Here is a 15,766-nt window from a genome sequence, read left to right as displayed (position 1 = left end):
CCGATCATCTCCTTGCCTCCGGGGCCGGTCGCACCAGGATGACGATGCCTTCGATCACGGCCCACACCACGTTGGCGATCACCAGACCGTACCCAAGGATGACCAGCACCGTGATGAGGAGTTCACTGCCCGGCCCCATGGTGTGCCCGAGGTAGAGGTCGGAGTACCAGAAGATGATATACAGGGTGTAGAGCGCAATGACGGCCCAGACGGCCCCAGCCAACCCCAACAGCACCACGTGCCCGATGCCGCGCCACCGCTGACCGAGATAGAAGTTGTGCGCTCCCGTCCAGCCGAGTAAGAACGCCAGCAGCGCTGCGGTCGACTTGGAGGGAGGAGGCTTCGGAGGCAAGGGCGGGCGCGGCGGCGGAGGCGGATACGGAGGCTGTCCCCATGGTGGTCGCGGCCCGGACATATCGACCTCCTGCCCGTCGACGATCTCTCGTCACCCAGTCAACCAGGTCGACCGCCCACTAAGAGGCGCGCCACTCGGGCGCGAGATCCCTACCTCCTAGGCGTTGCGCTTCGTCGTCACCATCAGGATCAGTGCGAAGCCGAGCAGGACGATCCCCCCTCCGACTCCGGCCATCGTGGGGGCCGGTGCCCAGCCGGCAAGACCGGCCCACAGCGCCACCGCCGACGCGACGACACACCCGAGCGCGGTGTATCGAAGGATGGGCGCGTTGAACGGTCGAACGAAGGGCAGGAAGTGCACGCCGACGACGAACAGCACCCAGGTTGAGACGTACGTCGCGTTGCCCGTACCGACGAGTGCGACGGCTCCCAGCAGAATAAAGACGACCTCTGCCACCACCGACGCCCAGTAGACCTTCCTTGCGCTCGGGTCGGTCGCGAGGGTCGGCGGTGCAGGAACACGCCGAACCATGATGATCGCCGCGACCAGCGCGATCCCCGCGACGCCCATTCCGACGCGCAGCCATCCCTCGATCAACGCTCCCTGATGCCCCCATCCGAACCAGGCGACGCTCGCCCCCGACAAGACAACGGCCATGCTCAGGTGATCCTTCGCCCTGACGTCTCGCGAGGACACAGCTCCGAAATCCGGCCCACTGGGCGTCTTCTCCGTCATGACCGCCACCTTCTCCTTGGTACTCATATTTTGACTGTAGTGCACTTTAATGAATATAGTCAATGGCAGACTTAACATCGAGGAGGCCTCGAATGACACAGCAGCAAGAACGCCCGTCGCGGCGCCGTTACCGCTCCGAGGTGCGCACGCAGCAGGCGACGCGCACCCGCGAGGCGATCACACAAGCGGCACGCCGACTCTTCGAGGCACATGGTTTCGCGGCCACCACCATCGCGGCGATTGCGACGGAGGCTCAGGTCTCGCAGCAGACGGTCTACGCCGTCTTCGGCAGCAAACAGGCCCTGGTGAGGGCGATCGTCGAGCAGATGGAAGAGTCCGCCGACGCTGCCACATGGCGTGAACGGATCGCACAAGAAGAGGATCCTGCGCAGATCCTGGCGGCCTTCGCGCAGTGGACGCGCGCGTTCTTCGAAGCCAGCAGCCCGTCGTTCTCGATCGCTCAGCAGGCCGCTTCCGAGCTCACCGATCTCGCTGAGCAAGGCGACGCCCACCGGCGTCGGGCACTCGAGTCCCTCGTGACGCGACTCGCCCACAAGGACGCCCTCCGCCCCGGCCTTTCGGAACAACACGCAGTCGACCGCGTCTGGCTTCTCACCGGCATCCAGACCTACGTGGACGCGACGACCCGGTGCAACTGGACCCCAGAAACCTACGCCGAGTGGCTCTCGGAGACGCTGGCCCAGCAGATCCTTGATACGCCCCTCACAACAGCACGGCTATCGAGCGCGGACCATGCCGGCCCGACGCAGGACGATGGTGTCCACTTTCAGACAACCTCCTAAAACGCGCCTTTGAGCGCTTCGCCCGCCATCCGAACGGTGGGACCGCGACCGCGCCCCTCGCGCCTACTCTTGAGCACATGGTCGCGCGGCGTGCTCTAGTGGTGGAGGGCGAGAACTTCATCGCCACCATCCTCTGTCAGATCCTGGTCGGGCTCGGATACGAGGCCGAACACGCCCGCGACACCAACGCTGCCCGAGAAGCTGCCTATCGGTTCGACCCGGATATCGCTTTGATCGACTTCGAGCTTGGCGAGACGCAAAACGGCATCGCCCTCGCCCAAGAGTTCCAGCAGGCATCTCCGGGCATGGTGACAGTGGTGCTTGCCTGCCGATCCACGGTGGTGCCCCCACATGAGATCCCCAGCAGCGTCGGATTCATCCACATGAGCGTGATCAAAGGCCCACAAGAGCTCGTGGACGCCGTCGACGAAGCACTACGAGACGGCGGGATGAGTGTGCGCGTCACCCGCGACTTCTCAAGCCCGATCGAGCGGTTGTCGGCCTCTCAACTGAAGGTGCTGCAGCTGATCTCCCTCGGGTTCAACAATGCCGAGATCGCTCGACGACGCAACCTGACCGTCTCCGGCGTCGAGCAGGCCATCAGCACTATATTCCGCCGCCTCGATCTCGCACCCCAGAAGGGTCTGTCACCCCGCGTGGAGGCGGCCCGGCTCTACATCAAAGCCAGAGGCGTGCCCACCCGCATCGACGACACCGAAGACCTAGAGAACTTGGCTCCTCGGTAGATCCAGGGGATATCCCCTGCCCCGGCTCAGATGAGGAACAGCGGTTTTATAGAGTGTGCGCGGCTTGGGGAAGCTATCAAGAAGGACACACAACATAATGACCGCTGATTTTGTCCCCGGCGCCCCCACCCCAGGTATCGAACGACGCCAGATCGTCAAGGCCGCAGCCTGGGCCGCCCCGTGATGATGGTCGCAGCCGCAGCACCACTCGCCGCCGCGTCCGCCGACAACACACCGTTCCACATGATTGTGAACGCCATGCTCGTGAACGATAGCCTGGCCAGTGGCCCTGATATCTGGCCATCTGCGGACCCCTTCGACCTCCAGGGGTTCCCCGACGGTCAAGCTTTCAAGGTAGAGTTCCCTGGCCCGTACACGGTCTTAGGTGTGGCGGGCACCTTCGACGAGGCCACCGGTATATTGACGGCCCTTCCCGGCGATCTCCATGTCCAAGTGTCTGTGATAGCACACGCACCAGGCACGTACACTGTGACCAGCCTGGGGCCACGTGCCCTCGGTCAGACGGCCAGCAATCAGATTTACGCGTAGAGCAACCCCTCTGCCGCACGGCGCGGCTCCCCTCAGGAGTCGCGCCGTTCCACATCCCTTCCGGCGACAACCAGATCCTCAAATCCGGAGCAGAACCGGCCAGACACCGTGCCACTTCAAGCTGGCGCGACCGGAAGTCCACGCACCCGAACGACGGCGTCTGTGCCCACCAGAACCGCACCATCCGCGAGATCCTTCCGAAACGCTGGAAGATTACGCAGCGAGCATCACAGGTGACCGGCCTTGTGTCCGCTGCAGCAGGACGAACGAGACCCATTCACTCACCGGAATGCCGGCCGTTCAGTGAGCACACCGGGAAGCGCACCGAAGCGGGCCGAGGCATCTCTGCTCAACACAACTCGTCCGGTCTCCGCCGCATGGGCAGCAATGATCAAGTCATGCGCTCCTCTCGGACTTTCTTGTCTTCGCGCATGCGCGATAAGGCGCGCATGGTGGACCGCCGTGGTTTCGGTGTATTCGAGGACCTCCACCATGCCCGTGATCGCCGCGAGGGCACGAGAGCGTTCCGCAGCACGCGCAGGCGTATCGGCAAGCTCGATTCCGGTACGGTACTCGGCCACGGTGATCGCCGCGACCGCCAGATCGTCGTCATCCAACGCCTCCCGGTCCACCTGCCCACGCTCATAGTCGATCAGCACGTTGGTATCAAGGATCACTCGCCGGCCCACGGGTCGACCCCCTCATGAACAAGCCCTGCTACGGCGTCGTTGATATCGGCCGCGAACGCATCGTCCGGAGGGGGCAAGGACTCGAGGGCCGCACGCAGGTCCCTGCCCGTGCGTCGCTTCGCCGGCCGGATCTCGGCGACGGGCCGCCCAGCCCTGGTCACCACCAGCTCCTCGCCTGCCTCGATCGCATCCAGCAGATCAGAAAAGCGCCTTGACGCCTCGGTCGCGGTGATCGTCTTCATAGGCCAAGTCTATCTGATAATCAGATTCCCTTCATCGCTCCCGTGCGCTGGAGCGGGATGATGTCTCCTTTCGGACGACACATCCGCTGGGCGAGCGTGGTGCAATGGATGACGTGCACAGACGGCGACGCAACCTGACCGTCTCCGGCGTCGAGCAGGCCATCAGCACGATATTCCGCAGCCTCGATCTCGCACCCCAGAAGGGTCTGTCACCCCGCGCAGAGGCGGCCCGGCTCTACAGCCCACCCGCATCGACAACACCGAAGAGCAGGAGAACTTGGCCTCCCGGTAGACACAGGGGTAATCCCCTGTCCCGACTCAGACGAGGAACAACGGTTTATAAAATGTGCGCGGCTTGGGGAAGCTATCAAGAAGGACACACAACATAATGACCGCTGATTTTGTCCCCGGCGCCCCCACCCCAGGTATCGAACGACGCCAGATCGTCAAGGCCGCAGCCTGGGCCGCCCCGTGATGATGGTCGCAGCCGCAGCACCACTCGCCGCCGCGTCCGCCGACAACACACCGTTCTACATGCAAGCGAACCCCCTGTTTGTGAACTCGAGCTTGGGCGATGGCCCTGGTATCTGGCCATCTGCGGACCCCTTCGACCTCCAGGGGTTCCCCGAAGGTCAAGCTTTCAAGGTGGAGTTCCCTGGCCCGTACACGGTCTGGAGTGTGTGGGGCACATTCGACGAGGCCACCGGCATATTGACGCCCCTTCCCGGCGAATTCTATGTCCAACTGTTTGTGATAGCACACGAACCGGGCACGTACACGGTGACCAGCCTGGGGCCACGTGCCCTCGGCCAGACGGCCAGCAATCAGATCTACGCGTAGAAGCAGCCCACCTGCCACACGGCGCGACTCCCCTCAGGAGTCGCGCCGTTCCACATCCCTTCGGGCGACGACCAGATCCTCAGCCCGGAGCAGAACCGACCACACACCGTGCCACTTCAAGCTGGCGCAACCGGAAGTCCACGCACCCAAACGACGGCGTCTGTGCCCACCAGAACCGCACCATCCGCGAGATCATCACTACCATTCCGTCGTGGTCGGGGACCAGGTCCATCGACGAATGCAATTGTCTACTTTCGGACGACGCCACCCCCTGCATCACCGCGGGACGGTTGAACCACCCAACCGCGAAAGAAGGTCTGCGTGATCGAGATCATCGGAGTCACCAAAAAGTACGGAGCAAAGACGGCCGTCGACGACGTCAGCTTCACCGCCAGACCCGGCAGGGCGCGGGCTTCCTCGGGCGTAACGGCGCAGGTGTTCTAGCCGCCTCACCTGCCCTCGACGCCGCCGCTCTACGCCTTCCTCATCGTTTCTGTGGACGGCGCTGGCGGGGGTCACATACGTCGCCGCGTTTCTCCGGCGCGACGCGTCGTAGCTCCGGCCAGGGGCGGTTCAGCCCCGACGACGGCGTGGGCGAGCAACCATACGACGCAGGAGCGCGTCGAACGGTCCCGGCTTCCCACGTGCTTCCAGTTGAGCCGCGATCAGCACGCTCACCAGCCAGACGCCGAACGCGATGGCCAACACCCCGGCGACGCCGACCCTCGCACCGACGCCAAAGCCCCACGCCGCAAGCAGGGGCGCCATCACGATCGACTGCCACAGGTAGCCCGACAGCGATCGCCGGCCGAGGGCGGCGATTGGTCCGGTCACCTGGCCAGGTTGCGGTGCACGCGCGGCGAGCAGGGCGAACAACGCGGCATATCCGGCGCCGGCGAATGGGCCCGTCGCCGTGGCCAGCGGCATGGGCGCCCAGGAGGCGACCTCGGGCAGCCCGAGCAGCCCGAGGTGCTGCAGCGCGCTGGGAACCCCGCCGAGCCAGCCGATCGTGATGCCGATCACGGCCACCCGGCGCAACAGGCGACGATGCTGTTGCGGGTTCTCCAGGATCCCCCGTCTCGCGGCCAGCCACCCCAGCAGCACCATCGCCGGCACGACCAGAGCGAGCATCGTCCCCGGCGTCGCCGCGATCCACATCCCTACCCGCCACGCCATCCCCAGCAGGTAGTTCTCGTGTCCAGAAAGCATGTCGGCGAGACCGAAGGGCATCGCGTCCGATCCGACGGAGGCCGCCAGGCTTGGATCCTGGGCAAGCAGCCACACGAACGCCGCACCCATCGCGGTGGCCCCGAGGCCTCCGACGACGATCAGGCAGCCGAAGACGATCAGCCAGGTCCGCAGCACCTGGTCGGCGCGGTCGAAGAACAGTGCGACCATCACCAAGCCGGTGAGCCCATAGGCGCCCAGGACGTCGCCCCCGAACAGCAGCAGGGCATGCATGAATCCGAACAGGATCAGTAGCCCGTGGCGGCGGACCAGTTCATGCTTGATGACGGCAGGCGGTAGGCCTCGTCCGACGCGGGACCGCGCGAGCTGGACCATGCCGTAGCCGAACAGCAGTGCGAACATCGGGTAGATCCGGGCATCCACCGCGATCGCCATCACCACCTGCAGCGCCTTGTCGAGCGCCGTGCCGTCAATGGGGTGCGCCGAGCTGAAGCCGCTTTCGCGGCCCCAGAGGTACCAGATCGAGTTAGCGCAGGCGATCAGCAACAGCATCAATCCGCGTGCCAGGTCGGGCGCAAGGCCACGTCCGCTCGCGGCGGGCGGTAGGTACCACGGGGGTGGCGCAGGCGGTCGGAACTGGGGCGCAGGAGGGGCTGGCGGTGGTGCGGATGGCCTCGGGATGTCGGTCATGCTTCTCCACGATAGGCGACCAGCTGTCGATGTCGGAAGCTCCGTCGCGCGGCACTTGCCTAGGAAGCCAACGTGTCTTTGCCACGGATCTCGTCAATGGGATCGCGGCCGGTCAGGCCATCGCATCCTCATGCCGGGCATCGCGCAGCGGCGAGAACACGACGACGAGGGCTGCGACGACGAAGACACCCGCCCCGATGCCGAGCGTCAAGTGATAGCCGAGGAACGTCATGAGCAGGCCGGTCAGCAGGGCGCCGAAGAAGAACACGATGCGGTTCACGGTGCGGATCGTCGAGTTCATGCGGCCCTGGATGCCGTCAGGAGCGACCGACTGGCGGTAGGAGATGTCGTTGGTGTCTTCGATTCCCATCGCCAGGCAGTAGAGGAACTGCGCGGCTGCAACCACGACGAGCACGACGGCGATGCCGCTGTCGGCGCTGATCGGCGCCACGGCGAGCAGGAGCCACGGGACGACGACCAACGCACGTCCCAGCAGAATCGCCCGACCGGCACCGAGCCGAGAGCCGACGCGCGGCGCGATCATCGCTCCGACGAAACCGCCGAGTCCGCCACCCGCGAGCGCCACGCCGAACGCCCACGATGGAAGGGCCAGCTCGCGCAGGACGAAGACCGCGAAGACGGTCACGACGATGCTGTTGCCGAGGAACCAGACGTGCACCGAGAGCGCGAGAGGTCGCAGGGTCGGATGCTGGTAGGTGTACCGCATTCCTTCGGCGATGTCGTCGCCCACGTGCACGCCCGCGGGACGCGGCTCGGGCTTGGGTTCGTCGACCGTGATCCGTGACTGCAAAACAGCGGCGATCGCGTTGATGACCGCGTCGAACGCGAAAAGGACCGGCGCTCCGACAAGGTTGAGGAGCGCACCGCCCAGCGCCGGCCCTGCGGTCTCCGCGACGGTCTGGCTCTGACCTAGCCGCGCGTTCGCCATCACGAGCGAGCTTCGCGGCACGAGGCGCGGCAGCAGCGGCTGCGCCGCGGAGTCGGCGAACAGCGTGAGCACACCAAGCACAAGCACGACAGCGGCCAAAGACCAGAAGTCGAGCGCATCCAAGAGCAGCAGCACCGGGATCGAGGCCAGAGTCGCCGCGCGCCCGATCGTGGTGAGCACCAGGGTGCGTTGGCGTCGCCAGCGATCCATCAATGCGCCGACGATCAATCCCAAGAAGAGATACGGTACAACGCCGAGCGCACTCAGAATGCTGATCTGCATCGGGGTCGCGTTCACGACCGTGACGATGAGCACTTGGAACCCGACCCCAGCGATCGCACCACCGAACGCGCGGATCGTCGTCGCGCTCCAGAAGTAGGCGAATGCCGGGTGACGAAGGACGTCGCGCGAACTCACCTGGCTCATGGCCTCGACCCTATCGCCGCGTGGGACGCTCACCGCTACTCAGCTTCCCTGCTTAGCAGAGTGCATCAGTATCCGCCTCGCCAACGGGCCGTCTTGCGGATCGGGTGTGGCCCCTGACAGCTGGGTGCCGGCTAGTGGCTGGCCAAAGGAGTGTTCTGGTACGCGGCGAACAGCCAGCGACCCACCACCCGCTGCGCAACCAGGGAGTAGACGGTGCGCTTGTTGCCATCGCTGGAGCGGTGGTCCAGGTATTCGATGTGTCCGTACGCGATCAGCAGCGCAACATCGTCGGTGAGGAACCGGACGCTCTCAATCCGACCGACGAGGCGGCTGTTGCGCGCCCAGGCGGAGAAGATGATCTCGTGGCCATCCACGATCTCCTTCCACCCGTGCTCGATCATCCCGTTCGCGATGATGTAGTCCGCATCGGGGGTGAAGCACTCGGCGTAGGCGACCGCGTCGCCCCAACTGTCGAGCATGTGCTGGTAGTGATCACGGATTGCTGCCTCGTCGGCATAGCTGACCTTGGTGGTAGACATGGGAGTCCCTTCGTCTCAGAGGGCCAGACGGACCCGCGGCGAAGGTCATCGCAGGGGCCACAACACGGGATGTGTGTCTGGCGGAAATCCTGCGAGGCGAGCGGAAGCTCGCTGGAGGATCGAGCATCTCGATCCCTTCGGAGCCGAAGCTCCTAAACATTGGTTCCCGGAACGGACCCTAGCACGACACGACTTAGCGGGCCGGATCAGTATGCGCCCGGCGTTCCTGGACTGCTCCGTCGAGGTCGACCATGCACAGGTCGCCGTGTACCGCTGCTCCGGTAGCGACACCGGCTGCTGCGACCGCGACGACCATGACCATCGGGGTGTTTCCGTTGCCTGCCACCCAGACCCCACGCCCCCGCAGTCCTCGGCCGGCCGCCGGTTCGTCGACATGCGACCTCACCCATTCCGGCGGGCCGCCTGGGAGAATCGGCCCTATGACTGACGCGTTCGACTCGCTGATCGAGGCTGGAGCCTCCGCCGACGTGTCCGGGTGGGACTTCTCCTGGCTGGATGGACGAGCAATCGAGGAGCGCCCATCCTGGGGCTTCACTCGTCAGCTCGCCGACCGGCTCGGCAGGGCATCGGCGTCGCTGGATATCCAGACTGGTGGCGGTGAGGTGCTCGCCGAGGCCGAGAGCTTCCCCGCGACCGCCGTTGCCACGGAGTCCTGGCCGCCGAACGTCGCGAAGGCGACCCGACTGCTGCATCCCCGAGGGGTCGTGGTTGTGGCCGATCCCGACGAGCCACCGTTGCCATTCGGTGACAACGCGTTCGATCTGGTGACGAGCAGGCATCCTGCGACGATCTGGTGGGACGAGATCGCCCGAGTCCTCCGTCCAGGCGGCACCTACTTCGCGCAGCACGTCGGACCGGCGAGCGTGTTCGAGTTGATCGAGTTCTTCCTCGGCCCGCAACCCGAAGCGCGGCGAGGGCGCCACCCCGACGACGAGACCGCCGCCGCCGAAGCCGCCGGCCTAGAGATCGTCAATCTGCAAACAGCGAAGCTGCGAATCGAGATCCATGATGTCGCCGCGGTCGTCTATCTGCTGCGGAAGGTGATCTGGTGGGTGCCCGGCTTCACGGCAGAGAAGTACCGGGATCGACTCCGAGACCTTCATGACCTCATCCAGCAGAACGGACCATTCGTCGCGCACTCCACCCGCCATCTCATCGAGGCCAGGCGGCCAGTGGCTTAGGTCCAGCAAGGCCCGTGCCACCCATATGGACAGGCCCCGCAAAGAAGCGGCTAGAACCGGGGCCGGTTCACCCTGAGGATCTGGACCCCATTAGCAGCGAAACCGACGCCCGCCCGCACCGAGGGGCCGGGGCCTACCTCCCTAATGAAAGTCATCAAGGCTCTGGATCCAGGCATTCGCTTCTCCAACCGCGTCCTCGAGTGACAGCTCGACGCCACCGGAAGCGGCTGCTCGGATGTAGTCGTCTTTCCAGTGGGCGTATGCGACAAGGGTCGGCGGCCAGTTCCTTATCGGACGGCCAAGCTTGGCGGCCTCGGCTGCCCTGGCATCGAACACGGCGACTGCGGCCTCTCGCACCTCTGCCAGCGTCGGTGAGCCGGTCGTCGCGACGAGGTCGCGCAACAGGAGCAGGTCTACGACATCACGAGCACGGTCGTTGATCGATCCCGGTGGTTTGTGCGGGTCGGAGACGGCATGGAGCTTCTGCGCAATCTGAAACCGCATCGCGATCCCCACCAGCACATCAGGGTCTGGCAGCCCGAAGCCTGCCAGCGGAGGCGGCTCGATGAACTCTCGCTCCCGACCGATACCAGCCTCGTCGGGCGAGACTTCGAACTGGATACGCCGCCACGTCACGCCTCGCAGGTTGAGGATGATGTCGAACCGGCGTGGTTTGACGAGCTTCGTCGGGACATCGATCACCTCGACTTCACTGCGACGAAGCGTCAGCGGCCCCCACGGCTCATCAAGCACCTCTTCGAGCACCGCGAAGAACGCATCCAGGTCACCGCAGACAAGGCCATCGACATCCTTGGTGGTGCGGGCTGTCGCATTGAGCCGGTGCTGCAGCAGGGTGCCGCCTTTGAGTAGGAACAGCTGGCCTCCGTCCTCGTCGAGCGCATGCTGGACTGCGCCGACGGCCACCGATGAAGCGATCAGCCAGCCGAGCCGTCCGCCCTTGGCTTCATCGCCGAGCTGACCCTCTGCTTGAGCGATCCAGGTGTTGAGCACCTTGGCCGAGACTGGCTCCTTCGTCTTCGGCTTCAACGTGCTCAGCAGCGCGGCCAACTTGGAGCCGCCACGGTCATCGGTCGTAGCGAGCCTCCAGCTCTTCCGCCAGCGCATCGCGCTGAGTTGTCTTTAGATACCCCTGCGCATACCCGCGTTCGATCGCCTGCCGAAGCAGATAGGTCGGTGTCCCATAGACGAGGCACTGCCCAATCGCTGTCACTGGAGTCACCGTCGGGATCTCTTGCCACCATCCGACCTGTTTGGGAGCGAGATCCTGATAGTGCACGACGTAGTCTTCCCCGCTCGCGCGACGGAACCGGCGGTCCTTGCCGACGGTGACATGGATACGGTTCGGGTTAACGTCGCTGATGCCGTAGACGTCGAGCGCCGTCTCGTGCGACAACACCGCCTCGGGCACCCGCGTCCAGAGCACCGCCAGCATGAGTTGGTCGTGTTCACCAACCGGATACTGCGGGAAGCGGTAGACCCCGTGTGCGACGCGCTTCAATGTGCCGCGATGCACCAGCATCTGAAGGGTCTGCTTGCTTACCCCCACATCAGCAGCTTGCTGCGCCGTCACGAAACCGTGCTGCGTGTCCGCAGCTTCCCATAGCTCATCACGCGCCAGCACCCTCGACATGTCAATAGTATAACGGCAACGTTATACTATTGACAGTATCTGGCCGATCGACGAGACACTCCAAGTATCGACAACCGGCCCTTATAGCTACGCCGCTTCACTTTGGGGCGATATCAGCCAGGATCAGATCACCGAATGGCGAAAGACGCCACACGAACTCACTGAGCGCCCGGCAGCGGCCGGAGCTTGAAGACCAAGATGCCGACGAGGAACTTGTTGACCCAGGCGTACTTATGTGGGAAACGCTGGACCTGGTCTGCCGACAGATGTGGCTCGCCGACTGCTTCGATCCACAGCCCGGCCTGCGCGAACACGTTGAGCACGCTGGACATCGTGTAGCGCTGCTTGACCAGGGTGACCTCACCGTTCCAGACGGCGGGGGTGGAGAAACTCGCGGTGGCAAAGTACTCGTCACCCACCAAGCTGCCATTCTCCTCCGCGCGCTCCAATGCATGGCGGATCGGCTGTGTTCGAGTGAGCAGTATCAAACCATCATCCGCCAGCAACGCACGGGCCCGCTTCACTGCGTCCATCGCGGAGTTCCGCTCGAGCAGCATGCCGATCAGCAGCGCGAGCGGGTTCTCGCTCGGCAGGCCGTCGGCCTCGACGTTGTCGGTGAGATGCAGTTCAGTATCGCATCGGAGACGGCGACTCCAGCTAGAACGAGTGGTACGATAATGTGGTACAAGTTGCCAGAATGGTTGGAGGCCCCAGCAATGTCCATCACTGCGAGCGAGGCCCGTAAGACGCTCTTCCCATTGATCGAGCGGATCAACGCCGATCGGGAGGCAGTGGAGATCGTCTCCCGCAAGGGCAATGCCGTCTTGATGCCGGCCGACGAGTACGCGGCATGGCAGGAGACGGCCTACCTGTTCCGGTCGCCGGCGAACGCGCGCAGGCTGCTCGACTCCTATCAGCGAGCACGCGCCAGCAAGGTCGAGGAGCACCAGCTCGACAGAGGCGAATGATGCGTCTCGTCTGGGACAAGTTCGCCCGGGAAGACTACAAGCACTGGCAGGCCGCTGATCGGCGCGTGCTGAAACGCATCAACACCCTGATCGACGCATGTCTGCGCGAACCATTCGAAGGCATCGGAAAGCCCGAGCAGCTGAAATACGGCGCGCAAGGGGCTTGGTCACGGCGTATCACCGACGAGCACCGCCTGGTCTATCTCGTCGATGGAGAAGACCTCATCATTCTTCAAGCCCGCTACCACTACTGACGAGCGACTCGGCGCCGAAGTGCCACTCCATGGCTCAGCGACCTGCTGGTCCCAGAACCTCGGAACCGAGGTGACAAAGGGCATGCGACAGAAGGCAGCCCAGGGAGGTGCCCCTGGCCGAGCGTCGCAGAGGGTATCTCAACCAGTGCCAGATTGAGGACGTAGGCGAGAAGCTGCGGCCTCACACGCCCTGGCGCCGGGCCAGGTACGCGCTTGTCAGCTCGCCATTCTGGTTTCTCCTTCGTCGGATAGCTGAGCCGTCGTGGATTGCCGGCGCTGCGGTCCAGGTATCAGACGCTGCTACTCACCTGTCGATCCGTCGAGCTCCTCGCGGAGGATGTCGAGGTGACCGACGTGTCGCGCGGTCTCTTGAATCATGTGAATGACTACCCATCGCGCATCCATCACCTCGCCGCGACCATCGTCGAACCGGTCGTCGAGATCATGCCGGGCCAGTATCTGGCGCGACCGCTCACACACTTCGCGATAGCGGGCGGTCACCGTCTCGACCGTCTCCGCCGGCTCGATCCTGAAGTCTGCATCGGGATCGTCCGTGGTGCTGAACAGCAACGGCTCCCCCGTATCGTCGAGCCGCTGAGCAAACCACGCGTGCTCCACCTGCGTCAGGTGCTTCACCACGCCAAGGGGGCTCACTGCCGACCGCGCCGGACGGGAAGACGCCAAAACCTTGTCGAGCCCCGCCACCTTCATAATCGCCGTCGCACGCAGGAAGTCCAGGCAGCCCGCAAGGGCGGCGCGTTCGTCGGCAATCGTAGGCGCGCCCACTCGCTCTTCTGGCATGTCCACATGCTAATCCCTGCGGCGCCCATGAGACTTTGGGGCGGTTCCGAACTCCACCGGGGCGCCGTCTCCGGCATCTGGACGCTTAATAGACCTGACGGATCTGCTGCGGCCAGCCGCAGGCCTCCGCAATCCTGCCGCCCCACATCCGGGCGGCCTCCTCGTCTGCTACATCGATGAGCGTCAGACCACCGATGAACTGCTCCGATGGGTCATACAGTCCGGTACGGAACTCCAGCTCGCCGCCGGTGCCATCCGCTGTGATCGCCCGATCCAGATCCTCATCGACGCCAGCCGCGAAGATCAACACCCCGGCATCCCGCATCTCGTCCATGACCTCTCTCGCGAGCGGCCCGCGACTGGCGAACCACTCCTCGCTATGATCGCCCACCCACTGCTGATTGAAGTAGATGATGTACTGGCTCATCGTCGGCCCCTTCTCCACTGACAGGCGAATGTCGTGTGGTCACCAGCGGTCCCGGTGACGGGCGAGCTATCGTCGTTCATACGACTCACGCTACCGACGATTCAGGAGTGGCGTCTTGAAGATTCGCGACCGGCGTGGAGGACGGATGCCCCACGCCGCCCACGACCGAGACATCCTCTATCCGTCGAGGCTCCCGACATTCGAGCGCGTCGCGGCACCCGCCGCTGGAACCTCGCACCGGGTCGGCTCTCTCGACAGCTCGCTCACGATAAGCCAGGTCGCGGCTCACCTCGGCTACGCCGATCACGCGCACCTCACTCGCGAGTTTCGCCACCTGCTCGACCTGGCTCCGGTCGACTACCGCCACGAGTCGCGCTTTGATGTGGCGGGGCGAGACGGGCGAAGTCAGGCGTCTCGCTGACGGCGACGAATCACCCCTTGCGACCGCGCTCGAAGAACCACCAGACCGCTTGGGCAAGCAAGATCGTTGCCGCGCCCGCTGCGGCGACAAGGCGCCAAACAGCAGCCAGCCCGCCGGGCATACCGTACGCGGTGACGAGCGAAATCGTGACCACAACGGCGATGAGCAGGATGCCGTGTGCCGCTATCGACGTCCCTCCAGCCCGCCGACCTGCCGCCAAGAGCAGTTGTCCGAGTTGGAGCGCGGCAATACCGATCGCTGAGCCGATGGCGAAGGAGACGACACCTGGCGGGAGTGGCCATCGATCAAGTGAGACGATGACGGAGCCGGCGATGACGAGCAAAGCGAGTGCATCGATCACCGCCCCTGCGACAAGAAGCGCACCAGTCTTGTCTTGGCTCTGCCGCTTTCGCGGAACGTAGTCCCACGCTCGCTTCCTGAGCTCACGACTGGCGAAGAAGGCGATCAGAAATGTACTGATCGGGGCGATCAAGGAGGCGAAGAGATTCCCCGTTGCGGCCCAGATGACGGCACCGACCGCAACAACAACCGGGAGTGAGCACAGTCGGGCGAACCACCACCCACGAAGGTATAGGCCGCGCGCCTCGGCCAGATCGGTCGGATGCAAGAGCTTCTTTCGTGCTGGATCGGGAAGTGTGACTTGTTCGTGCAGTTTGGTCATTGTGATCTCCATGGTGTGGTTTCGAGGTACTCGCGATCCTGAGTGGACTTCGCGATGTCATAGACCTTTTGACGCGAGACACCGAGCGCGTTCGCTACGGTGACCGCGCTGAAGTCGTCGAGCAGCGCATCAACACCGCGAGACCGGACACTCGCTGCTCGCGAGACAAGGTGCGACATAAGGGCGCCAACTTCGGCCGCGATGAGCGCCACCGCCTGGTCGCCACCAAAGGCATCCGCCCACCCGGCTCCGCTCCGCGAAGCAGCGTAGAGCGCATCGCCACCATCCACCAGGTGTTCGGCCACCATACTCGAGGTGACTCCGGCACGCTCAAAGCGTTCGATCACCTCGGCGACGACCGCCGCATCCTCAAACGACCGATGCTTGAGCACCTCAAACCAGTCGTGGGCAGCCGCGGATGGCTCACCTGCAACCAAAGTGTCACCCCCGGGTTTACGATCCATGTCTCCACTATCGCAACATGATCACTTACTGTCAACCCCAGGGTGACAACTAAGTCGAGGCAATCCCGCGATCTCGCTACGATCACCCACACGCCTGCCCCACGCACATTCCGCGGACTGATGCTGACTGGCGCCCGTCCTCACC

The 15,766-nt window shown here is 64.3% G+C and carries 22 protein-coding genes; 8 read left to right on the top strand and 14 right to left on the bottom strand.

From position 1 onward, the window contains the following. Positions 1 to 4 precede the first annotated feature (4 nt). Together P0D62_RS08750 and P0D62_RS08745 are read right to left on the bottom strand one after the other, a co-directional pair. Entirely contained in the window at positions 5 to 352 is a 348-nt protein-coding gene (locus tag P0D62_RS08750) for a TM2 domain-containing protein (RefSeq protein ID WP_275702255.1), read from the bottom strand. Between the two features lie 159 nt (positions 353 to 511). Beyond that, positions 512 to 1,117: a hypothetical protein gene (locus P0D62_RS08745; RefSeq protein ID WP_275702254.1), complete on the bottom strand. Its 606-nt coding sequence runs from the start codon at positions 1,115 to 1,117 to the stop codon at positions 512 to 514. A gap of 65 nt (positions 1,118 to 1,182) precedes the next feature. Here P0D62_RS08745 and P0D62_RS08740 point away from each other — a divergent pair, with 65 nt between their 5' ends. Both P0D62_RS08740 and P0D62_RS08735 read left to right on the top strand, forming a co-directional pair. Next, positions 1,183 to 1,893, top strand: coding sequence for a TetR/AcrR family transcriptional regulator (locus P0D62_RS08740; RefSeq protein ID WP_275702253.1), 711 nt, complete (start codon positions 1,183 to 1,185; stop codon positions 1,891 to 1,893). Between the two features lie 77 nt (positions 1,894 to 1,970). After that, positions 1,971 to 2,639, top strand: a complete 669-nt coding sequence (locus P0D62_RS08735) for a response regulator transcription factor (protein WP_275702252.1) — start codon at positions 1,971 to 1,973, stop codon at positions 2,637 to 2,639. Between the two features lie 830 nt (positions 2,640 to 3,469). Here P0D62_RS08735 and P0D62_RS08730 read toward each other — a convergent pair. Together P0D62_RS08730 and P0D62_RS08725 are read right to left on the bottom strand one after the other, a co-directional pair. Beyond that, positions 3,470 to 3,877: a PIN domain-containing protein gene (locus P0D62_RS08730; RefSeq protein ID WP_275702251.1), complete on the bottom strand. Its 408-nt coding sequence runs from the start codon at positions 3,875 to 3,877 to the stop codon at positions 3,470 to 3,472. Then, the gene (locus tag P0D62_RS08725; RefSeq protein WP_275702250.1) at positions 3,862 to 4,119 is read right to left on the bottom strand and encodes a type II toxin-antitoxin system Phd/YefM family antitoxin; all 258 of its coding nucleotides are present in this window, start codon (positions 4,117 to 4,119) and stop codon (positions 3,862 to 3,864) included. Before P0D62_RS08725 ends, P0D62_RS08730 begins: the two co-directional genes overlap by 16 nt. Before the next feature lie 471 nt (positions 4,120 to 4,590). Here P0D62_RS08725 and P0D62_RS08720 point away from each other — a divergent pair, with 471 nt between their 5' ends. Both P0D62_RS08720 and P0D62_RS08715 read left to right on the top strand, forming a co-directional pair. Continuing rightward, positions 4,591 to 4,959, top strand: coding sequence for a hypothetical protein (locus P0D62_RS08720; protein WP_275702249.1), 369 nt, complete (start codon positions 4,591 to 4,593; stop codon positions 4,957 to 4,959). Between the two features lie 321 nt (positions 4,960 to 5,280). Then, complete coding sequence (locus P0D62_RS08715) at positions 5,281 to 5,403, top strand: hypothetical protein (RefSeq protein WP_275702248.1); 123 nt, start codon at positions 5,281 to 5,283, stop codon at positions 5,401 to 5,403. A gap of 129 nt (positions 5,404 to 5,532) precedes the next feature. Here the strand turns inward: P0D62_RS08715 and P0D62_RS08710 are convergent, their stop codons facing one another. The 3 genes from P0D62_RS08710 to P0D62_RS08700 all read right to left on the bottom strand — a co-directional run bounded on the left by P0D62_RS08710 (position 5,533) and on the right by P0D62_RS08700 (position 8,751). Continuing rightward, a complete protein-coding gene (locus tag P0D62_RS08710; RefSeq protein WP_275702247.1) occupies positions 5,533 to 6,699 on the bottom strand; it encodes a DUF418 domain-containing protein in 1,167 nt (388 codons plus the stop codon). A 250-nt stretch (positions 6,700 to 6,949) separates the two neighbouring features. Beyond that, positions 6,950 to 8,212: an MFS transporter gene (locus P0D62_RS08705; protein WP_275702246.1), complete on the bottom strand. Its 1,263-nt coding sequence runs from the start codon at positions 8,210 to 8,212 to the stop codon at positions 6,950 to 6,952. 131 nt (positions 8,213 to 8,343) lie between these two features. Beyond that, the gene (locus P0D62_RS08700; RefSeq protein WP_275702245.1) at positions 8,344 to 8,751 is read right to left on the bottom strand and encodes an SgcJ/EcaC family oxidoreductase; all 408 of its coding nucleotides are present in this window, start codon (positions 8,749 to 8,751) and stop codon (positions 8,344 to 8,346) included. Between the two features lie 440 nt (positions 8,752 to 9,191). On the opposite strand from P0D62_RS08700, the gene P0D62_RS08695 reads away from it, so the two are divergent. Then, the gene (locus P0D62_RS08695; protein WP_275702244.1) at positions 9,192 to 9,953 is read left to right on the top strand and encodes a class I SAM-dependent methyltransferase; all 762 of its coding nucleotides are present in this window, start codon (positions 9,192 to 9,194) and stop codon (positions 9,951 to 9,953) included. Between the two features lie 141 nt (positions 9,954 to 10,094). On the opposite strand, the gene P0D62_RS08690 is transcribed toward P0D62_RS08695, so the two are convergent. From P0D62_RS08690 to P0D62_RS08680, 3 genes are all read right to left on the bottom strand, one after another. Continuing rightward, entirely contained in the window at positions 10,095 to 11,021 is a 927-nt protein-coding gene (locus P0D62_RS08690; protein WP_275702243.1) for a nucleotidyl transferase AbiEii/AbiGii toxin family protein, read from the bottom strand. Positions 11,022 to 11,037: 16 nt separating this feature from the next. Further along, positions 11,038 to 11,604, bottom strand: a complete 567-nt coding sequence (locus P0D62_RS08685; protein WP_275702242.1) for a type IV toxin-antitoxin system AbiEi family antitoxin domain-containing protein — start codon at positions 11,602 to 11,604, stop codon at positions 11,038 to 11,040. Positions 11,605 to 11,762: 158 nt separating this feature from the next. Further along, entirely contained in the window at positions 11,763 to 12,137 is a 375-nt protein-coding gene (locus P0D62_RS08680) for a hypothetical protein (RefSeq protein WP_275702241.1), read from the bottom strand. A gap of 183 nt (positions 12,138 to 12,320) precedes the next feature. Here P0D62_RS08680 and P0D62_RS08675 point away from each other — a divergent pair, with 183 nt between their 5' ends. Both P0D62_RS08675 and P0D62_RS08670 read left to right on the top strand, forming a co-directional pair. Then, positions 12,321 to 12,572, top strand: a complete 252-nt coding sequence (locus P0D62_RS08675) for a type II toxin-antitoxin system Phd/YefM family antitoxin (RefSeq protein ID WP_275702240.1) — start codon at positions 12,321 to 12,323, stop codon at positions 12,570 to 12,572. Continuing rightward, on the top strand, positions 12,569 to 12,826 hold the full coding sequence (locus tag P0D62_RS08670; RefSeq protein ID WP_455153227.1) for a Txe/YoeB family addiction module toxin: 258 nt from the start codon (positions 12,569 to 12,571) through the stop codon (positions 12,824 to 12,826). The genes P0D62_RS08675 and P0D62_RS08670 overlap by 4 nt, the downstream gene beginning before the upstream one ends. Before the next feature lie 300 nt (positions 12,827 to 13,126). Here the strand turns inward: P0D62_RS08670 and P0D62_RS08665 are convergent, their stop codons facing one another. Continuing rightward, a complete protein-coding gene (locus P0D62_RS08665; RefSeq protein ID WP_275702239.1) occupies positions 13,127 to 13,627 on the bottom strand; it encodes a DinB family protein in 501 nt (166 codons plus the stop codon). Positions 13,628 to 13,712: 85 nt separating this feature from the next. After that, a complete protein-coding gene (locus P0D62_RS08660) occupies positions 13,713 to 14,054 on the bottom strand; it encodes a YciI family protein (RefSeq protein ID WP_275702238.1) in 342 nt (113 codons plus the stop codon). A 145-nt stretch (positions 14,055 to 14,199) separates the two neighbouring features. On the opposite strand from P0D62_RS08660, the gene P0D62_RS19165 reads away from it, so the two are divergent. Continuing rightward, entirely contained in the window at positions 14,200 to 14,475 is a 276-nt protein-coding gene (locus P0D62_RS19165; protein WP_406708238.1) for an AraC family transcriptional regulator, read from the top strand. A 10-nt stretch (positions 14,476 to 14,485) separates the two neighbouring features. Here P0D62_RS19165 and P0D62_RS08655 read toward each other — a convergent pair whose 3' ends face one another. Then, positions 14,486 to 15,157 (bottom strand): hypothetical protein, encoded by a 672-nt coding sequence (locus P0D62_RS08655; protein ID WP_275702237.1) that lies wholly within the window; start codon positions 15,155 to 15,157, stop codon positions 14,486 to 14,488. Then, a complete protein-coding gene (locus P0D62_RS08650) occupies positions 15,154 to 15,621 on the bottom strand; it encodes a hypothetical protein (protein ID WP_275702236.1) in 468 nt (155 codons plus the stop codon). Before P0D62_RS08650 ends, P0D62_RS08655 begins: the two co-directional genes overlap by 4 nt. Between the last annotated feature and the right edge of the window lie 145 nt (positions 15,622 to 15,766).

It is taken from the genome of Tessaracoccus caeni (assembly GCF_029211185.1).
Classification (GTDB): Bacteria; Actinomycetota; Actinomycetes; order Propionibacteriales; family Propionibacteriaceae; genus Arachnia; species Arachnia caeni.
This window is presented reverse-complemented; position numbering and strand designations above follow the sequence as displayed.